The organism is Bacillus sp. SIMBA_026, from assembly GCF_046535335.1.
GTDB lineage: Bacteria > Bacillota > Bacilli > Bacillales > Bacillaceae > Bacillus > Bacillus velezensis.
Genome location: NZ_JAWRWX010000003.1, coordinates 1 through 19,147, shown reverse-complemented (window position 1 = coordinate 19,147; position 19,147 = coordinate 1). Strand labels below are relative to the sequence as shown.

The following is a 19,147-nucleotide window of genomic DNA, read 5'->3' as shown; positions in this document are numbered from 1 at the left end:
GCCGTTTTCATGATCGGCGCAGGCGCTTTTAGGACGCGTTTCAGGCACAGCTCCCCGGGAAAAATCGTACGGAAAAAGGAGGATCTCCATGAGCAAAGAGGCATTTTATCAGTCACTGGCCAAAGATATTCTGGACAATTGCGGCGGTTCATCGAATATCTCAGGCTTTACCCACTGTATGACACGCCTGAGGATTACGCCTTTAGATCAGGACAAAACGGATATTGAAGCGCTGAAACAGCTTGACGGGGTAATAGGCGTCGTCGAAGCCGAAACACTGCAGATCATCCTTGGCACGGGTGTCGTCAATCATGTCGCCGACGCTTTCGCAAAACTTATGTCATCCGGAAAAAACATTGATTTAAAAGAAGCCGCCTCACGAAAAAAAGCCGATCTCAACAGAAAAAACACCACACCCATCAAACTGTTTCTGAGAAAAATATCAAGCATCTTCATTCCCCTTATTCCCGCACTCATTGCATCAGGTTTAATTACCGGTATTACGAAAGCCGTCATTCAGGCCGGCTGGCTCCCGAAAGAATCCCAAATCGCACTTATTTTAACGGTTATCGGTTCAGGCTTATTCGCTTACCTCGGCGTCCTTGTCGGCATCAATGCGGCGAAGGAATTCGGCGGGACACCCGCGATGGGCGGCCTTGCGGGCATATTGATCCTTAACCCTGAAATCGCCAATATCAGTTTGTTCGGAGAGAATCTGCTCCCTGGCAGGGGAGGATTAATCGGCGTTCTTTTCGCTGCGGTTTTTATCGCTTATACCGAACGGTTTATCAGAAAGTACGTCCATCAATCCATCGACATTATCGTCACGCCTACATTGTCTTTACTTATCACCGGGCTGGTGACATATGTCGTTTTTATCCCTGCAGGCGGTTTTATTTCTGATCTGATTACATCAGGTTTATTGTCGCTGCTGAATGTCGGGGGAGTGCTCTCAGGGTTTGTACTGGGAGCCGCCTTCCTGCCGCTTGTCGTCACCGGCCTGCATCAGGGCTTGACTCCCGTACATTTGGAATTAATCCGGTCAATCGGAGATGACCCGCTTCTTCCGATTCTCGCGATGGGAGGCGCGGGTCAAGTAGGAGCGGCCTTCGCCATCTTTATGAAAACAAAAAAAGCCTCATTGAAAAGAGCGATCGGCGGAGGACTTCCATCCGGTCTGCTCGGAATCGGAGAGCCGCTCATCTTCGGCGTCACGCTCCCGCTCGGCCGGCCGTTTTTGACGGCGTGTTTAGGGGCGGGAATCGGCGGCGCCTTTCAAGCCCATTTTCAGGTGGCTACTTTTTCAATCGGTGTCTCGGGCCTTCCGCTCTCGTTTCTCGTACAGCCGGCTCAAATCGTTTTGTATATCATCGGTCTCTTCATCTCTTACGCGGCGGGCTTTGTCTTCACTTATGCGTTCGGATTTAAGGATGACATGGCTGCTGAATTTGAATAAACCGGGAGGGATCAGAATATGAAAACACTGACAGCCGCAATACTCACAATGGTCATCAGCCTCTCTTTCCTGCCGCAGCACAAAGCCGCAGCCCAATCCAAATTATACGACGCAGCAAAGCTCAGAAAGGTTGATCAAATGATTGAAAAAGACATCGCGGCAGGATTCCCCGGAGCCGTCCTCGTCGTCGTAAAGGACGGACGGGTGATCAAAAAGAAAGCATACGGCTACAGCAAAAAATATGACGGGAACGCCCTTCTATCCCGTCCGAAAAAAATGAAAACTTCAACCATGTTTGATTTAGCTTCCAATACAAAAATGTACGCGGCCAATTTTGCACTGCAGCGACTCGTCAGTCAGGGAAAGCTTGATGTGTATCAAAAAGTCTCGGCTTACCTTCCTGATTTCAAAGACGGAAAAAGCGATCCGATTCAAGAAAAAGACCGCATTCGCGTCATCGATGTGCTCCAGCATCAATCCGGTCTGCCGGCAAGCTTTTATTTCTATCAGCCGGACACCGCAGGCCCTTTATATTCACAAGAACGGGAGAAAACGATCCGTTTTCTCACCCAAATCCCGCTTGAATACAAACCGGGAACAAAACACGTATACAGCGATATCGGTTACATGCTTCTCGGCTGCATCATTGAAAACATAACCGGAAAAACCCTTGATGCCTATGCGGAACAAGAACTGTACAAACCGCTGAAACTGACGCACACACTGTTCAACCCGCTGCAAAAAGGCTTTAAAGAAAAAGCATTCGCAGCTACTGAACGTTTAGGCAACACACGTGACGGAGTCATCCATTTCCCTCACATCAGGACGTATACGCTGCAGGGGGAAGTTCACGATGAAAAAGCATTTTACTCCATGGGAGGGGTGTCCGGTCACGCCGGGCTGTTTTCCAGAGCTGATGATATGGCCGTCCTTCTTCAAGTCATGCTGAACGGAGGCAGTTATAAACACGCTTCTCTCTTCAATAAAAGAACGGCCGATTTGTTCACAACGGCGGCATCCTCTGATCCGACTTTCGCTCTCGGCTGGCGGAAAAACGGCAGCCCGGATATGGAGTGGATGTTCGGCCCTTATGCAAGCAGGCAGGCATACGGCCATACGGGATGGACCGGCACCGTCACGATTATTGATCCCGCTTATAAGCTGGGGATCGCACTTTTGACCAATAAAAAGCATTCCCCCGTCGTCAGTCCCGGTGAAAACCCGAATGTTTTTGAAGGGGATCTTTTCCCGACCGGAAGCTACGGCAGCGTCATAAGAACGATTTATGAAGCCATTGAATGACAACCCATGTCTTTTGTCCAAACTATGACGGCAGGAGGGCACCATCATGAAACTTGTCATCTCAGCTGTATTACTGTTATTCATTGTTTTCGGCACGCATCATGCATCGACAAAACCGGACATTCCGTCACAGGCGGAACAAGCGGTATCCCGTATGACATTAGATGAAAAATTAGGGCAGATGCTCATGCCTGACTTTCGCAATTGGCAAAAAAAGGGGCAGTCATCACCTGAGGCTCTTACCCAAATGAATGATGAAGTCGCAGGGCTTATTCAAAAGTACCGGTTCGGCGGCGTTATCTTATTTGCAGAAAATGTAAAAAACACTGAGCAAACGGTACGCCTGACAAATGCCTTTCAAAAGGCGAGCCCTGACATTCCGCTATTATTAGGTATTGATCAGGAGGGCGGCATCGTAACCAGACTTGGTGAAGGTACTCATTTCCCAGGCAATATGGCGCTCGGAGCCGCGAGAAAAACAGCCTACGCGTCCCAGACCGGCGCCATTATCGGCAAAGAACTGAAAGCACTGGGCATTAATACGAATTTCGCTCCCGTTCTCGATATCAATAATAATCCCGGAAACCCTGTCATCGGCGTCAGGTCGTTCAGTTCAGACCGTGATCTGACAGCTACACTCGGCCTTGCCTCAATGAAGGCTCAGCAAAAGCAGGATGTCGCTGCCGCCGTCAAACATTTCCCGGGACACGGTGACACGGATGTCGACAGCCACTACGGCCTTCCGCTTGTCACCCACAATCAAGAAAGACTGCGTCAGATTGAACTTTATCCGTTCCGGAAGGCCATTCAGGCCGGAGCTGATATGATCATGACAGCCCATGTGCAATTTCCCGCTTTTGACGATACAACCTATAAAAGCAAGCTGGACGGTTCAGACATTCTCGTACCCGCCACACTCTCGAAAAAAGTGATGACTCATCTTCTCCGTGAGGAAATGAGATTTAACGGTGTCATCGTTACGGATGCATTAAATATGAAAGCCATTGCCGATCATTTCGGCCAGGAAGAGGCGGTCGTCATGGCAGTAAAAGCAGGAGTCGATATTGCCCTGATGCCGGCCCAAGTGACATCGCTGCAAACGGAAAACCGCTTTGCCCGGGTTCATTCCGCTTTAAAAAAGGCGGTACAAAAAGGTGAAATTCCGCTGCAGCAAATTAACAAATCAGCGGAACGCATCATTTCCCTGAAAATAAAACGAGGGATATATCCCGCACCGAAAGAGACAAATCTGAAAAAGAAGATTGCAAAAGCAAAGAAAACCGTCGGCAGCAAAAATCACCTGAAAGCTGAAAAACAAATCGCGGAAAGGTCCGTCACCGTCTTACAAAACAAAAACCGCACGCTCCCATTCAAACCGAAAAAGAACAGCCGCGTTCTCATTGCCGCTCCTTATGAAGATCAAACAGCGTCAATGGAACAAACCATTCGGCAGCTCATCAAGAAGAAAAAAATCCGGCCGGTAACCATCAGTAAAATGAACTTCGCCGAGCGCACATTTCATGATGAGCACAAAAAGCTGGTATCCGACGCTGATTACGTGATTACAGGCTCATATGTCGTAAAAAATGATCCTGTCGTAAACGACGGCGTCATTGACGATTCCGTCACAGATCCCGGCAAGTGGACGACTGCATTTCCGCGGGCCGTCATGAAAGCCGCACAATCGAACAAAAAACCCTTTGTGCTGATGAGCCTGCGTAATCCATATGACGCTGCGAACTTTGAAGAAGCTGAAGCCCTTATCGCAGTCTACGGCTTTAAAGGATATACAGACGGACAATTTCTCCAGCCAAACATTCCGGCAGGCGTTGAAGCGATATTCGGACAGACAAAACCGCAAGGCAGGCTGCCCGCTGACATTCCTTCCGTCACTCATCCGGGAACGACACTCTATCCTTATGGTTTCGGTATCAATCTGAAGACCGGAAAACCGCTTTAAACAGGAGGACAGATCATGAAAACACAAACGGCTGCGCTTCTTGCCGGATTAGTCGTCATCAGTGCTATGACGGCAGTCTCGGCGGCTTCTGACAGAAACCTTCATACCGCCAAGAAACCAAGCATCCAAACAGGCATCGACCGCCTGCTGAAAGATTATAAACAGGAACTGAAGGGAAAAAGGGTCGGGCTGATCACCAACCCGACCGGTGTGAACAATTCATTGAAAAGCAGCGTTGACGTGCTGTATGAGGCACCAGACATCCATTTAACGGCATTATTCGGACCGGAGCACGGTGTCCGCGGCGATGCCCAGGCCGGAGACAAAGTCACATCCTATATAGACGAAAAAACAGGGCTTCCCGTCTACAGCCTGTACGGGGAAACGAGGAAACCAACGCCTGACATGCTGAAAGATACAGATGTGCTGATTTTCGATATTCAGGATGTCGGAACACGATACTACACCTACATTTATACAATGGCCTATGCCATGGAAGCGGCCAAAGAAAAAGGCATTCCTTTTTATGTCTTGGACCGGCCGAATCCGCAAGGCGGACGAAATCCGGACGGCCCGGTTCTTGAACCGGATTACGCTTCATTTGTCGGACTATATCCGATCCCGCTGAAGCACGGCATGACGATCGGTGAGCTTGCTCTTTTATTCAATAAAGAGTTTCATATTGGCGCCGACCTCACCGTCGTAAAAATGAAGCGCTGGAAGCGGACGATGACAATTGAAGATACCGGTCTGCCGTTCGTCCTCCCTTCGCCTAATATCCCGACCCCGGACAGCATATTCGCATATTCGGCGACAGGACTAATCGAAGGCACAAACGTATCCGAAGGAAGGGGCACGACAAAGCCGTTTGAACTTATCGGCGCGCCTTATATGAAAAGCACTGAGCTCGAAGAACGCCTGAACAGTCTCAAGCTTCCGGGCGTCGCCTTCAGAGCCGCATCATTTACCCCCAGCTTCTCCAAGCACCAGGGCAAGCTGTGCCACGGCGTTCAAGTCTACGTAACAAACAGAAACACATTTGAAGCGGCAAAAACAGGGCTTTCCATTCTGAAAACCATGCATGACTTATATCCGAATGACTTTTCCTTCTTGCCGACAGGCTCTTTTGACAAGCTGATCGGTAACGGCTGGGTACGCAAAAAAATAGAAAAAGGCGCTTCCATTGAAGACATCACCGGCACATATCAACGCCGGCTGGACCAATTCAAAACTCTAAGAAAACAATACCTCATATACTGACAACATTCGTGTTACACGTGTAACATTTTGACGCATTTCACATTTCCGCTTTTTATAGGAAAACATTCATTTATTTGGTACAATTTAAATGATAACAGTTATCATTTAAATGAATGTTTCCTAAAAGGTGGTTTCTCATGAAAAACACATTATTCTTTCAGCCCATTGATATCATCTCCGTAAAAAAAACAGCCGACCTTCTGTCAGAGCATCAGCTCACTGATTCCCCCGTATTGATCTTTCATGTGAAAGGCGAGGGACAAATTGATATCGGAACAGACAGCTTTCCGCTGCAGAAGGAAACGCTCTACATCTGTCCTTGTGATGAGACATTCAATATTGCCCCTATATCGTCAGGCGGCATCCATTTGTATATCGTCAGACTCCGTGTTTTCTCCTATTCATCAGATGATGAAGCGATGCTTCCGGATAATGGGGAAGACATCTTCCACGGACTTCAGCAAATGAATTTACAAACGGTTGATCATTTGACAAGCCGGCTTCAGTCACTTTCTGAAAACGTGCGATCGGCGGATGCATTGCAGAAAATGAAATATACAGCCGACTTTCAGCAGCTGATGTACGACCTTTATGCCGCAAAAGTATGCCATCAAAATAATACGAAAGCGGCGATCGAACAGACAAAACAATTCATACATGCTCAGTCCGACACAAAAATCACGCTCACCCAGCTCGCTCATATGGCGGGAATCAGTCCCAAGCATTACAGTGAAACCTTTAAAAAACTATACGGGCAGAGCGTAACCGAATATATCACAGACATCCGCATAACCAATGCGAAAAAACTGATGGCCAAGGCAAACTGCAAACTGCGGGAAATCGCTCATCAAATCGGCTACCAGGACGAATTTTATTTCAGCCGCATCTTTAAAAAACATACCGGCAGCTCACCTACAAGCTATATGAAAAAAAGGCGCACAAAAATGGCCGCTTACGGAAAAGAAACGATGGGGCATCTGATTCCTCTGCATCACGTGCCTTACGCTGCAGCGCTGCACCCGAAATGGACGGCCTATTATTACAAACAATTCTCTTCTGATATTCCGGTTCACCTGAGTGCTTACCGCTATAATGCAAATTGGGAAGAGAACTTGCACACGCTTTCCCAAGCTGCCCCGGACATCATTTTCAGTCTTGATTCTGTCAGTGAAGAAGAAAAACAGCGCCTGAATGACATCACTGACGTTTTTTACCTTCCGGCTCAAGAGAATTGGAGAGACCAGTTTCTTCGCACAGCCGCATATTTGAATGAAGAGCAGGAAGCGCGGCACTGGCTTAAAGCTTATCAAAGTCTCGCCCATTCAGCGAAAGATGCTCTTAAACACGTGCGGCATCAGCGGTTCTTATTTATCCGTGTATATAAAGAAAATATGTACATCGCCCATAACAACAGTATTGAGGATGTCTTCTTCGGTGATTTAGGCTTTGCCTCCGCAAAACCGGAATCTTTTGCTCCTGACGAAAAGATTTCCTTGGAAATGCTGGCGGATTGCCAGGCTGACTGCATCATGCTTTTCACTTGTAAAGAACCGGAAACGCTTCGTTATTTTCAGCGGATTCAGCAGACCGGAATATGGCAGAACCTTAGAGCCGTCAGCAATAAACGCGTGTTTCCCATATCATCTGACCCGTGGATTGAATATTCTCCAAGCGGACATCAGCGGATGATCGAGCAAAGCATTTCCATTTTATCCGAAGATCGTCCATGGTAATACCGGAAATTATCCATGGTCTTATCCCTGTTCCTTCTCTATAATTCCAATTGATAATAGTTATCAATTGAACAGGAGGAACAATAGATGAAGAAATTGGCATTCGCTTTCATGATTTTGCTTTTGGCTTTCACGGCCGCGGCTTGCGGAAGCTCAGAAACATCTGATACAGCAAGTAAAGGAAAGGACGCTTCTTCAGATAAAAAGAAAATCGAATATCTCGGAAAAACATATGAAGTCAAAACGCCGACTGACAAAATCGCCATTACAGGCAGCGTAGAATCAATGGAAGACGCCAAATTGCTTGACGTTCATCCGGCAGGAGCAATTTCTTTCTCCGGCAAATTCCCGGAACTGTTTAAAGATATTACAGATAAATCCGTATCAACGGGAGAAAAAATGCAGCCGAATATGGAAAAAATTCTTGAGCTGCAGCCGGACGTCATTCTGGCATCAACCAAATTCCCGGAAAAAACGTTGAAAAAATTGAGCGGCACCGCTGAAACGATCCCTGTCTCTCATATCTCATCAAACTGGAAAGAAAACATGATGCTGCTCGCCCAGCTTACAGATAAAGAGAAAAAAGCGAAAAAAATCATCGCAGATTACGAACAGGATCTGAAAAAGACAAAAACAAAGATCAACAGCAAAGCGAAACAGTCAAACGCGCTGGTCATCAGAATCAGACAAGGCAATATTTATATTTATCCTGAACAAGTATATTTCAACTCCACGCTTTACGGTGATTTAGGTCTGAAGGCGCCGGACGAAGTCAAAGCGGCGAAAGCGCAGGAACTGATTTCTCTTGAAAAATTAAGCGAAATGAACCCTGACCACATCTTCGTACAATTCTCTGATGACGAAAACGCAGATAAGCCGGACGCTTTGAAAGACTTAGAGAAAAATCCGATTTGGAAGAGCCTGACGGCAGTCAAAAAAGACCATGTATACGTCAATACGATCGATCCATTAGCCCAAGGCGGAACCGCTTGGAGTAAAATCCGCTTCTTACAGGTTGCGGCTGACAAATTGACTCAAGACTAATAAAGAGTAGGTTTTTCACATGTATGCAAAACGGCGGACACACATTATTATCATTGCTTCACCGATTGCCATTGTTCTGTCACTGCTGCTTTCCGTTTTATACGGCGCAAAGCAGCTTGACTTCCATACCGTGTTCTCCGCATTGCTGCACTTTAATCCGGAGAATACCGACCATCAGATCATATGGCATTCAAGAATCCCGAGGGCTGCCGGCGCTATGTTTATCGGCGCCGCCCTTGCTGTTTCCGGAGCACTCATGCAGGGAATCACACGGAACTATCTGGCCTCGCCTTCGATCATGGGTGTGTCGGACGGCTCCGCTTTTATCATCACCCTTTGCATGGTATTGCTCCCTCAATCGACATCCATTGAAATGATCATATACTCGTTTATCGGTTCCGCATTCGGCGCCGCTCTTGTTTTCGGGCTGGCCTCCATTCTTCCCGGCGGTTTTACCCCGGTGCAGCTTGCCATTATCGGAACGGTGACCAGTATGCTTCTCAGCAGTCTGTCGGCTGCGCTTTCGATTTATTTTCAAATTTCGCAGGATCTCAGTTTTTGGTACAGTGCGAGACTGCATCAAATGAACCCTGATTTTTTGAAACTGGCCGTCCCGTTTTTTGCAATCGGAATCATCACGGCCATGATTCTCAGCAAAAAGGTCACTGCCGTATCATTAGGAGACGACATTTCAAAAAGTCTGGGACAGCAGAAAAGAACCATCAAACTCATGGCGATGGCAGCCGTTGTCATATTGACCGGAAGCTCGGTGGCACTCGCTGGAAAAATTGCCTTTGTCGGTTTGGTCGTTCCGCACATCACACGTTTTCTCGTCGGATCGGACTACAGCAGGCTGATCCCATGCGCGTGCATCATCGGCGGCGTCTTCATGACCCTTTGCGATCTTGCCAGCCGATTCATCAATTATCCGTTTGAGACGCCTATTGAAGTTGTCACTTCTATCATCGGTGTTCCTTTCTTTCTTTATTTGATTAAAAGAAAAGGAGGGGATCAGCGTGGTGCGTAAAATGGCCGGAATTTATATCATTCTGATTGCTCTCATATTGCTCGTAAGCTATTTCAGCATGACAAGCGGTTCTTTTTCCGCAAAGCCGGGTGAACTGCTCAGTACGCTTTTCCGCATCCATCCGAATCCGCAATATGACATTTTGCTGTTTCAGCTGAGGCTGCCGCGCATTGTCATGGCTGCTGCCATCGGACTCGGGTTGGGGATAGCCGGAGCCGTTATTCAGGCCATTACCAAAAACGGTCTTGCCGATCCCGGTATTTTGGGCATTAATGCAGGAGCCGGAGCCGGAATCGTCACGTTTATGCTTCTGTTTCAGGGACAATCTGAAGCGACGGCACTTGCCTCTGCGATGGGTATGCCTGTCTTCGGCCTCATCGGAGGATTGATGGCGGCCGTGCTGATCTATATTTTCGCCTGGCACCGGGGGCATCTGGAATCGGGCAGAATTATTCTCGTCGGGATCGCCATGAATTCCGGGTTCAGCGCGCTGTCTTTATTTCTTTCATTAAAAATGGACCCGCAGGATTATGAGATGGCGATGGTTTGGAAAAACGGCAGCATCTGGTCGGCAAACTGGATGACCATTACGGCGATCCTTCCGTGGCTGATCTTGTTCATTCCTCTTCTTATGGCGAAAACGTCATTGCTGGATACCATTCGTTTCGATGAGGACACAGTGAAAAGCCTCGGTGTTTCAACCAATAAAGAAAAAACGATTTTACTCATTGCCTGCATCGCTTTGATCAGCGCATGTGTAACCGCAGCGGGCAGCATGGCATTTGTCGGACTGATCGCGCCCCATATTTCCCGCAGGCTCGCCGGGATTGAGCACAGATACTCATTACCGGTCAGCGGATTGGTCGGTATGCTCCTCGTCATATCCGCCGACTTTGCGGGCAAATTGTTCTTTCAGCCTTCAGAAGTGCCGGCGGGAATTATTCTTGCGATTCTCGGCGTTCCTTATTTCTTTTTTCTTCTGTTTAAGCAGAAGAAGGGGCTGGATGCATGAGAGGCACCCTTACAGAACACTGGATAAACGGAAAGGAATGCACTGTGTATCTTCCTCCCTCCTATTCGGTTCAAACAAAAGCTTTACCCTGTGTATACGTACTGGACGGGGGTTCTTTGTTTTTAGAACAGATGGATAAGCTTGAATCCCAATTTGCGAACGGAACACTTCCCGAATTGATTTTCATCGGCATCAAACCGGCTGACAGGCTCGATGAGTACACGCCGTGGCCCGCGCCTTCCCTGAGCCCTGCGTTTCATGATTTCGGCGGCAAAGGGAGGCTCTTTCTCGAGGAGCTGACAAATGTCATCATTCCCACTGTTGAAGATATGCATCACATTTCTGCACATTCGGAAACGAGAGGCCTGATCGGCGCGTCATTAGGCGGACTGTTTTCGGTGTACGCGATGTTACAGAAGCCTGAAATATTCGGCAGAATCGGCTGTATTTCCGGTTCCTTCTGGTATGAAAAATCAGCAGAGTATGTCCGCTCCGCATCTTTGCGTCCGGCACGGCAGCGTATCTATATGTCTGTCGGCAGCCGCGAAGCTGAGCATAAAAACAACATCCAAAACACCATGATCCGACAAAATAAAGACGTGCATGAAAGCCTGAGGCAAAAAGGCTTTTCTCAATCTCAGCTCTCTTTCACTGTTGAAAAAGGCACCGTGCACCATCAAGAAGCATTCAAACGACAATTCAATGCAGCACTAAGCTGGCTGTACGGAAAAAACCGCTCACGTAGCTGAGCGGTTTTTTTCATACTTCATCACGACCGGCTTAAGTTCAAAGCGTCTCAGCAAATAGCCGAACAAAGCGGCAAGGATTTGCTGAAAAAGCATCCCGATGACGACCGGAACCGCCACTTGAGACGGAAAGAAAGACACGGCGAGAACGGCTCCGGCGCTGATATTGCGCATGCCCCCTGTATAAATCAGAGACACGATTTCATCCTGGCTCCGCTTCATCAGTCTTCCGATCAGCCAAGCCACGGCATAACCCGTCATGGCAATAAAAAATACCATGCCTGCGATGCCCGCAAATTTGATATCCACGTGCGTGACATACGGCGCGATTTCCGAACTGTTAATGGCAATGACAATCATCAGACAGATTTTTGAAAAAGGAGACAGCGACCGGCTTATCGCCTGAGTCCTTACCGGCGGGGAAAACTGGTTGACTATCATCCCTGCGATGGATGGAATCACCACCATCTCCGCCAGTCCTTTCATCATTCCCCACACATCCATTTGAACATTCGCCCCGGCCAGGACAGACAGGCTCAACGGTACGATAAAAGGAGAAAGGACGGTATCAACCAGGATAATAGACAGCGTCAATCCGACATTCCCCTTATACATCGCAGCCCAAATCAAACTCGTAATTCCGGTCGGAATCACCACACCCATAATCAGACCCGTCACAGTTAAAGGGTCACCGCTGAAAATCAGATGGCCGCTTCCCCATGCAAAAACAGGCATGAAAATATGCAGAACAAACAATGCCATGATCATGGGGAGCGGCTTCTCGATACTGCGCTTCAGCGATTGAAAATTGGCACTCAGACTGCCCGTAAATGTAATAAATGCAAATATCCACGGCACAGCGCCGGCCATCCAGCTGATATGCTGAGATAACAGCACACCCGCCGCCACACTTGACGGAGTCAAAAGCGGCATGATTCTCCCCAACACTTGGTTCAACTTCTGAAGCCACATCATATGCAAGTCTCCTATATACGGTTTTCAAATCTCATTCATTATAACAATGCAAACCCACAAATTTAACCGAAAAAAAGCCCGGATATATTCATCCGGACTTCACAAATTCTATGCCATTTGTTTCATTAAATCTCGGCTTTTCTGATTTAATCCCTTTAATTCAGCCTCAATTCCGTATTCTTTACATTTGGCGACAATTTTCTCAAGAGCTGCCGCTCCCGAATCATCCCACACATGGGCATCGGTCAAATCAATGACAATCCGCTTCACATCTTCATCATAAACGATGGCATTCATCAGTTCAGACACGGAAGCAAAAAAGATCTGTCCCGTTACCTTATATGTTCTGACATCTTTCTGTTCGGAATGTGACACAATCTTCAGCTTAGAAATTTTCGCCGTAAAAAAGATCGCGCTTAGCAGCACACCTGCGAAGACACCCTTTGATAAATCATTTGTCAGGACGACCGTCACGACGGTAATAACCATAACGACCGAATCAGTAAGGGGCGCTTTCCGCAAACCTTTAATCGATGACCAGTCGAACGTGCCGATGGACACCATAACCATCACGGCCACCAGCGCAGCCATCGGAATTTTCACGACGATACCGCTTAATACGGCAATTAAAAACATTAAAAACGCGCCGGCCGTAAAAGCCGATAACCGGCCGCGTCCGCCGGCTTTCGTATTAATGACAGACTGGCCGATCATGGCGCATCCGGCCATGCCTCCGAAAAATCCGTTCACAATATTGGCGATGCCTTGTCCGCGGCTTTCTTTGTTCTTATCACTATCCGTATCCGTCATTTCATCAATGATCTGGGCCGTCAGCAACGACTCAAGCAATCCGACGAATGCAAGCGCCAGAGAATACGGGAAAATAATCCGCAATGTCTCAAACGTCCACGGAACATCCGGTATCAAGAAATGCGGAAGTGAACTTGTAATCCCGCCCATATCACCGACCGTGCGGACATCAGCATGGAAGACCACCGCAATGATCGTCATGACAATAATCGCCACCAGCGGAGACGGCACAGCCGTCGTAACCTTCGGCAATAGATATATGATAACCAGTGATCCGGCAAGCATGGCGTACATGACCCATGAAGCTCCTTTGAACTGCGGCAGCTGCGCAGAAAAAATCAAGATCGCCAAAGCATTCACAAATCCGATCATGACCGAACGCGGAATAAATTTCATCAATTTCGCGATCTTACTGACACCAAGAATAAATTGAATAATACCTGTCAGAATGGTTGCCGCAAACAAATACTGCAGCCCGTAATCAGCCACCAATGTCACCATGACAACCGCCATTGAACCCGTAGCGGCTGAAATCATTCCCGGTCTGCCGCCGAAGATAGAAATAATAATCGCGATACAAAATGATGCATAAAGGCCGACCATCGGATCGACACCTGCAATAATTGAAAATCCGATCGCCTCAGGGATCAGAGCGAGAGCAACCAGAATACCGGCCAGAATGTCTTTACGGACATTCCCGAACCATTGCTGCTGTAACGTATAATCTTTCAAATGATAACGACTCCTTTTCACTATAAAAATCCGCACCCTATCAGTTGGAAACATTGATTTTCATCTGTGGAATATGAGGCAAGCTTACGAGGAAAAAGAAGACACGCTCAGAGTATAATGTCGTTGAGGAAAGGAATTGTTAACAAAGAGTATCATATTAAACTTTAAAGAAATGTGCAAGACCGTATAAATAAGAAAAGAAAACGACTCTCACTGGAGCCGTTTCCGCTTTTATAAAAGTTCCGGATCAGACACAAGAATCGTTTTTATTGCGCTGATATCCTTTCTTTCTTTTGTCACCGGGTCGATGCCCATGAGATGATCAATGGCTTCTTCATAATTCTTCAGTTCCGTCTTTTCCGTAATAAGATCATAGAGCTGCGGAAGGTCGGACGCGCATGCTAACGCAGCCTCCATGATCTGGCGGGCTTCACCTGTGCCCACAATCGTTACGCCGTTTGACAGCAGCTGGTACGGCCTGACCGTCATCTCATACGTATCATCAAAGCCCATCGGCACGATTCTGCCTCCCTTTTCAATGAAAGGATAAGCCCAATCAAGCTGGTTACCGATGGCGTCAAAAATCACATCAAATTTTCTTCCTTGATTAATCCGTTTCACTTCATCCACGGTTAATGCTTCAGGGTGATAGACATAATCCGATATCCGGCTCGCCGCCTCGCTTCGGAAACTGCCTATTTCAGTCGCAACCGTCAATCGCGCCAGTTTTTTCACCATCATTTGCACAAGCAGTCCGATCGGTCCGGAGCCCAAAACCAAGACCGAGTCCTGCGGCTGAATCGAAGCCTTGTCCACAACATTCAGTACACAGGAGAGAGGCTCAACCAATGTGGCCCGCTCCCATTCCATTGAATCCGGAATTCTGTACATGAACCTGTCTTCCCCCACGTAATATTCCGCAAACGTTCCGTGCGCTCCGATTCCGAGCTGCCAATCCTCGAAGGTTTCGCAATAACACGTCAGCCCTCTCCGGCAATAATGACATTTCCCGCAAAACTGCGTAGGATCTATCACGACGCGGTCTCCGACTTTTACATTTGTTACGTCCGGTCCGATTTCCACGACCGCTCCCACCGATTCATGCCCCATAATCATATGATGGGTTGCATTCATTTTTCCTTTCAGCACATTTAAGTCCGTTCCGCAGATACCAGTGCCGAAAATTTTCACTTTCACATCATTGGATTTCCGAATTTGAGGCTCGTCCACCTCTTGATATTCAAGCTTATCATTAGGAGTCCAGACCAACGCCTTCATATTTCTCTTCCTTTCTGCCCCAGCGGATTTGGTCTAACAATGTTTGATGAAGCTCTTTCGTTGATGCCGCAATACATGATTGCTGATTCTGATAACTTAAATCTGTCAGAAGTGTTTCGTCCAAAGACCGGCCGTATGCATCCGTAATGACCACTCCCGCCTTCTTCGCCAAAAAGACGCTTGCGGCAATATCATAAGGAAACAAATGCAGCACCTGCCCGTTCCCGACCTGCTGAAAATCTGAAAGCAGCTTCGGATCATCTTTCAGCAGACGATTGCCGATATCCACATAAGCATCCATCTGCCCCGTAATAATTCGTGAAATCGAATAAGAAGCGCTGTTGAACACAAAAACCCCGCCATTATTGGCTGACTGGTCAATCAGATGGCCGTATGCGTCCGTCATCAGCTGCGCCGGATGCCCGTTAAATTCAAGGCTCCAAAACATATTTTTAATATCCCGCACTCCGCTCAAATTCGGCAATTCTCCATGATACCCTTCAAAATGAATGGCATCGCTGTATATATCACCGTACATAAAAGCGCCTGATTTCAATTCAAGTAAAAAAGCAAATTCGATATCCTTAATCTTTGCGTTTGGCTTATACGAAGCAAGCGCAATCGAAATACACGACATTTCAAGTCCCGCGGCGGCCGGGCGCGTTCCGTCTATCGGATCTACAATTAAAGTATATTGCGGATCTTCTCCAATCAGCTTCAGGCCGCCATCCTCCGTGTAAAAAGCAACCGGATGGCCCTTTTCTTGAATATAATCCAGCACCGCCTCCTCAGCAGCGGCGTCTATGTTAAATTGGGCGTCGCCTCCCGGGGAATAGCCGTTTACGAGCCGGTTTTTCAGTGTGCCTTTTTGATTTTTCACCTTTTGATAAACAAATTGTCCAAGCCCAATGATATAGTCTCTCACTTGATTTCCTCCAATAGCTTACGAAGTCTGTAGCAGAGCACTTCGGCTTCACTAAGTGTTATGGTTAAAGGCGGACGGATCTTAAATACATTTCCGAATCCGTAACGGGATGTCCGGAGAATCAGCCCGTAATCCATTGCCCGTTTAGCAATATAATTGGTCAGCTCCACATCCGGTTCATTGTTCTCTTTAACAATCTCCACACCGATCATAAGACCGACGCCTCTTACCTCAGAAATAAAAGCGAAATCCTCTTTCATCGTTTCTAAGCGATCCATAATATAATGACCGACAGTCGTTACATTTTCCAAAAATCCCGGGCGCTGCATAATATCTATGGTTTTACACGCGGCAGCGGCGGCCATCACATTTGAGCCGTACGTGAAGGAGTGCGTATACCCCGGAAGCCCGGTATACTTGTCCTCCGTCAGAGTGGCCGCGACTTGGAAGCCTGTGCCCCCGAGCCCTTTTGCTACCGTCATCATATTAGGTTTCACATCGAAGTGGTCCGCGGCAAACATTTTGCCCGTCCGTCCGAATCCGGTCTGAATTTCATCAAAAATCAGAGCGATATCATGTTCATCACAAAGCTTTCTCAGCTGTTTAAAATACTCTTTAGGCGGAACGACATTTCCACCGTTTCCGGATATCGGTTCAATAATAATGGCGGCAATTTTTCCATTGCTCGCATACTCAATAAAATCATTAATTCTTTCTACGCACAGCATACCGCATGAATCAGGTTTCTGATTATAGAAACAGCGGCTGCAATAGGGATCGGGGACTTGCAGGCCAAAAGAAATTTGTGGCGAGAAAGGTTCTTTTCTGAATGAGTTGCCGGACAAAGCGGAAGTCATATACGTTTGTCCAAGGTGGCTTCGAAATAAGGAGATGACATCGGTTTTTCCGGAGTAATACTGAGCCATTTTAATAGCTCCTTCATTTGCACCGGAACCGCTGCTGACTTTAGGGTGTACTTTTGTGAGATTATCGGGGGCGATTTCTGCTAGTTTTTCTGCCAGTTTATTTACGGCGTCTGTTTGAAAAGATGATGTTACATGGATCAGTTTATCGGCTTGTTCTTTAACCGTATCAATGACCTCTTTGTTACCGTATCCTAAATTCAAGTTAAACGTGGCAGAGGCGCAATCAATGTACTCATTTCCCTCTTGATCGTACAGGTAAATCCCTTCTCCGCGCTCCATTACTACATCGTCAACACTGTAATACAAGCTGTCTGGATTCGTGATTTCCTTCGTTCCCACAAATACCACCCCTATGAAATTATTAGAATTTCGCTTTTTATCGTATAAATTATTGAAAATAATGTCAACGATCTTTCTTGTAAAAAATGTTAACAATTTGTTAACGTTACCATAAGGGATGTACGAGAAAAAGTTATGTGATATAGTAACAATAATTGGATTTTTTGTAAAAACATCATGTCATACGAGTAGAGAGAAATATGATTTTACCAATAAGGAGATAAAATGATGAAAACTCGTCTGCTGTGGATAAGCTGTTTTTCTTACGGATCGATTGCTTTTACACTTGTTATTCTGGGAGCCGTACTGCCTGAGTTACTCACACATTATTCACAAAGCTACAGTAATGGCGGTGTATTAGTATTCTCTCAGTTCATGGGCTTTCTCATCGGTGTCATCGGAATGCCTTACATGGTGAAAAAGCTTGGGCGCAAAAACGTCGTTATCTTTGGCCTGGCACTCATCAGCTGTGAAATGTTCATCACCTTCCTGCCGCCCTGGCCGCTGCTATTTCTTCTCGTCAGCATCGCGGGGCTTGGCGCCGGATTGGTGGAATCCTGTGTAGGCACGATCATCCTCACCGCTATTAAAGAAAGACAGGCTGTGGCCATGAGCAAGATGGAAGTGGCCTACGGATTAGGTGCGCTGTTCATGCCTCTGCTCTCAGGCTTTCTTATCAACAACCACATGTGGACAATTGCTTTTTTAGTATTAGGGTTATCCAGTTTTGCACTATTAATTGCATGGAAGCAGATGAGTTTCGGCAGTATTGATCAGCTTCTCATCCGCAAAGAGGTCTCTTCCGATGACACTAAAAAAGAAAGCACCGGTTATCGGTCACACGGATTGCTGTTTATTGCCTTGGCGGGTGCTTACTTCTTCTTTTACGGCGGCAGTGAAGTTTCCATTGTACATTTTATCCCCTCCATCTTCGCTGAGAAATGGGATATCCCCAACTCTTTGGCAACGATAACAGTTACAGTGTATTGGACGGGCATGATCATCGGAAGGTTATTAACAGGCCCGGTATCAGAAAAGCTGACATATCACCGTTATCTCCGTCTCATAAGCATTGGCGGTCTGGCTGCACTTACCGTATTAGCATTAAGCAAAAACGTATGGTTCGGTTTTGCCCTTTGCTTCTTTTTAGGACTGTTCATGGCAGGCATGTTTGCAATAGCCCTAATCATCACGAATCATTTTTATCCCGGAAAGACAGAAACGACTACCAGTATTCTGCTCGCTTCAAACGGATTAGGAGGTTCACTCCTTCCGATCGCCGTCGGCTGGAGCTTAGATGAATATCCCGCACAAACTGCGTTCTGGCTGTTTACTGCATTGATGCTCCTTATGCTGCTGATTGTGTTCAGTTTAAGAATGCTTGAGACAATAAAATCAAACAATCTTCAACATCACAACAGCAAAGCAAAATCAATGTAAACAAAAAAGCTAATGCCTTTGAAAGGCATTAGCTTTATATATCTATGTGATCTTTCATATAAAAAACCCAGTTCATGATGAACTGGGTTAAGATAGCTTGGCGGCGTCCTACTCTCACAGGGGGAAACCCCCGACTACCATCGGCGCTGAAGAGCTTAACTTCCGTGTTCGGCATGGGAACG

At 47.0% G+C, this 19,147-nt stretch carries 15 protein-coding genes and 1 rRNA gene; 10 read left to right on the top strand and 6 right to left on the bottom strand.

The window, feature by feature from the left end:
• Positions 1 to 88 precede the first annotated feature (88 nt).
• The 9 genes from SB847_RS16305 to SB847_RS16265 all read left to right on the top strand — a co-directional run bounded on the left by SB847_RS16305 (position 89) and on the right by SB847_RS16265 (position 11,543).
• On the top strand, positions 89 to 1,456 hold the full coding sequence (locus SB847_RS16305; RefSeq protein WP_410578052.1) for a PTS transporter subunit EIIC: 1,368 nt from the start codon (positions 89 to 91) through the stop codon (positions 1,454 to 1,456).
• 18 nt (positions 1,457 to 1,474) lie between these two features.
• Positions 1,475 to 2,758 (top strand): penicillin binding protein PBP4B, encoded by a 1,284-nt coding sequence (gene pbp4b / locus SB847_RS16300; protein WP_410578050.1) that lies wholly within the window; start codon positions 1,475 to 1,477, stop codon positions 2,756 to 2,758.
• Between the two features lie 46 nt (positions 2,759 to 2,804).
• Positions 2,805 to 4,718, top strand: a complete 1,914-nt coding sequence (locus SB847_RS16295; protein WP_410578048.1) for a glycoside hydrolase family 3 protein — start codon at positions 2,805 to 2,807, stop codon at positions 4,716 to 4,718.
• Between the two features lie 15 nt (positions 4,719 to 4,733).
• A complete protein-coding gene (locus SB847_RS16290) occupies positions 4,734 to 5,978 on the top strand; it encodes an exo-beta-N-acetylmuramidase NamZ family protein (RefSeq protein WP_174737893.1) in 1,245 nt (414 codons plus the stop codon).
• Positions 5,979 to 6,115: 137 nt separating this feature from the next.
• Positions 6,116 to 7,711, top strand: a complete 1,596-nt coding sequence (btr, locus tag SB847_RS16285; protein WP_045206526.1) for a bacillibactin transport transcriptional regulator Btr — start codon at positions 6,116 to 6,118, stop codon at positions 7,709 to 7,711.
• An 87-nt stretch (positions 7,712 to 7,798) separates the two neighbouring features.
• Positions 7,799 to 8,755 (top strand): ABC transporter substrate-binding protein, encoded by a 957-nt coding sequence (locus tag SB847_RS16280; protein WP_410578045.1) that lies wholly within the window; start codon positions 7,799 to 7,801, stop codon positions 8,753 to 8,755.
• A 19-nt stretch (positions 8,756 to 8,774) separates the two neighbouring features.
• A complete protein-coding gene (locus SB847_RS16275) occupies positions 8,775 to 9,782 on the top strand; it encodes a FecCD family ABC transporter permease (RefSeq protein WP_410578043.1) in 1,008 nt (335 codons plus the stop codon).
• Between the two features lies 1 nt (position 9,783).
• Positions 9,784 to 10,794: an iron ABC transporter permease FeuC gene (gene feuC / locus SB847_RS16270; protein WP_032872817.1), complete on the top strand. Its 1,011-nt coding sequence runs from the start codon at positions 9,784 to 9,786 to the stop codon at positions 10,792 to 10,794.
• Positions 10,791 to 11,543, top strand: a complete 753-nt coding sequence (locus tag SB847_RS16265) for an alpha/beta hydrolase (RefSeq protein WP_410578042.1) — start codon at positions 10,791 to 10,793, stop codon at positions 11,541 to 11,543. The genes feuC and SB847_RS16265 overlap by 4 nt, the downstream gene beginning before the upstream one ends.
• On the opposite strand, the gene SB847_RS16260 is transcribed toward SB847_RS16265, so the two are convergent.
• The 5 genes from SB847_RS16260 to SB847_RS16240 form a co-directional block, all read right to left on the bottom strand.
• A complete protein-coding gene (locus SB847_RS16260; protein WP_099567254.1) occupies positions 11,532 to 12,473 on the bottom strand; it encodes a bile acid:sodium symporter family protein in 942 nt (313 codons plus the stop codon). The two genes, SB847_RS16265 and SB847_RS16260, sit on opposite strands and share 12 nt — an antisense overlap.
• A gap of 150 nt (positions 12,474 to 12,623) precedes the next feature.
• Complete coding sequence (locus SB847_RS16255) at positions 12,624 to 14,057, bottom strand: SulP family inorganic anion transporter (RefSeq protein WP_410578040.1); 1,434 nt, start codon at positions 14,055 to 14,057, stop codon at positions 12,624 to 12,626.
• A 231-nt stretch (positions 14,058 to 14,288) separates the two neighbouring features.
• Entirely contained in the window at positions 14,289 to 15,335 is a 1,047-nt protein-coding gene (locus tag SB847_RS16250; RefSeq protein ID WP_044802661.1) for a zinc-dependent alcohol dehydrogenase, read from the bottom strand.
• Entirely contained in the window at positions 15,310 to 16,260 is a 951-nt protein-coding gene (locus SB847_RS16245; protein WP_410578038.1) for an inositol monophosphatase family protein, read from the bottom strand. Before SB847_RS16245 ends, SB847_RS16250 begins: the two co-directional genes overlap by 26 nt.
• Entirely contained in the window at positions 16,257 to 17,525 is a 1,269-nt protein-coding gene (locus tag SB847_RS16240) for an aspartate aminotransferase family protein (protein ID WP_410578036.1), read from the bottom strand. Before SB847_RS16240 ends, SB847_RS16245 begins: the two co-directional genes overlap by 4 nt.
• 228 nt (positions 17,526 to 17,753) lie before the next feature.
• Here SB847_RS16240 and SB847_RS16235 point away from each other — a divergent pair, with 228 nt between their 5' ends.
• Positions 17,754 to 18,965, top strand: a complete 1,212-nt coding sequence (locus SB847_RS16235) for an MFS transporter (protein ID WP_173602744.1) — start codon at positions 17,754 to 17,756, stop codon at positions 18,963 to 18,965.
• Positions 18,966 to 19,060: 95 nt separating this feature from the next.
• Here the strand turns inward: SB847_RS16235 and rrf are convergent.
• Positions 19,061 to 19,147: ribosomal RNA gene (rrf, locus tag SB847_RS16230) — 5S ribosomal RNA — on the bottom strand; the annotation flags it as partial.

What these genes read in the sequence shown, in the direction of transcription:
- pbp4b (WP_410578050.1), top strand. Translation starts at nt 1,475, where the DNA reads ATGAAAACACTGACAGCCGCAATACTCACAATGGTCATCAGCCTCTCT.
- SB847_RS16250 (WP_044802661.1), bottom strand. Translation starts at nt 15,335, where the DNA reads ATGAAGGCGTTGGTCTGGACTCCTAATGATAAGCTTGAATATCAAGAG.
- SB847_RS16265 (WP_410578042.1), top strand. Translation starts at nt 10,791, where the DNA reads ATGAGAGGCACCCTTACAGAACACTGGATAAACGGAAAGGAATGCACT.
- SB847_RS16235 (WP_173602744.1), top strand. Translation starts at nt 17,754, where the DNA reads ATGAAAACTCGTCTGCTGTGGATAAGCTGTTTTTCTTACGGATCGATT.
- SB847_RS16305 (WP_410578052.1), top strand. Translation starts at nt 89, where the DNA reads ATGAGCAAAGAGGCATTTTATCAGTCACTGGCCAAAGATATTCTGGAC.
- btr (WP_045206526.1), top strand. Translation starts at nt 6,116, where the DNA reads ATGAAAAACACATTATTCTTTCAGCCCATTGATATCATCTCCGTAAAA.
- SB847_RS16290 (WP_174737893.1), top strand. Translation starts at nt 4,734, where the DNA reads ATGAAAACACAAACGGCTGCGCTTCTTGCCGGATTAGTCGTCATCAGT.
- SB847_RS16275 (WP_410578043.1), top strand. Translation starts at nt 8,775, where the DNA reads ATGTATGCAAAACGGCGGACACACATTATTATCATTGCTTCACCGATT.
- SB847_RS16280 (WP_410578045.1), top strand. Translation starts at nt 7,799, where the DNA reads ATGAAGAAATTGGCATTCGCTTTCATGATTTTGCTTTTGGCTTTCACG.
- SB847_RS16260 (WP_099567254.1), bottom strand. Translation starts at nt 12,473, where the DNA reads ATGCCGCTTTTGACTCCGTCAAGTGTGGCGGCGGGTGTGCTGTTATCT.
- feuC (WP_032872817.1), top strand. Translation starts at nt 9,784, where the DNA reads ATGGCCGGAATTTATATCATTCTGATTGCTCTCATATTGCTCGTAAGC.
- SB847_RS16295 (WP_410578048.1), top strand. Translation starts at nt 2,805, where the DNA reads ATGAAACTTGTCATCTCAGCTGTATTACTGTTATTCATTGTTTTCGGC.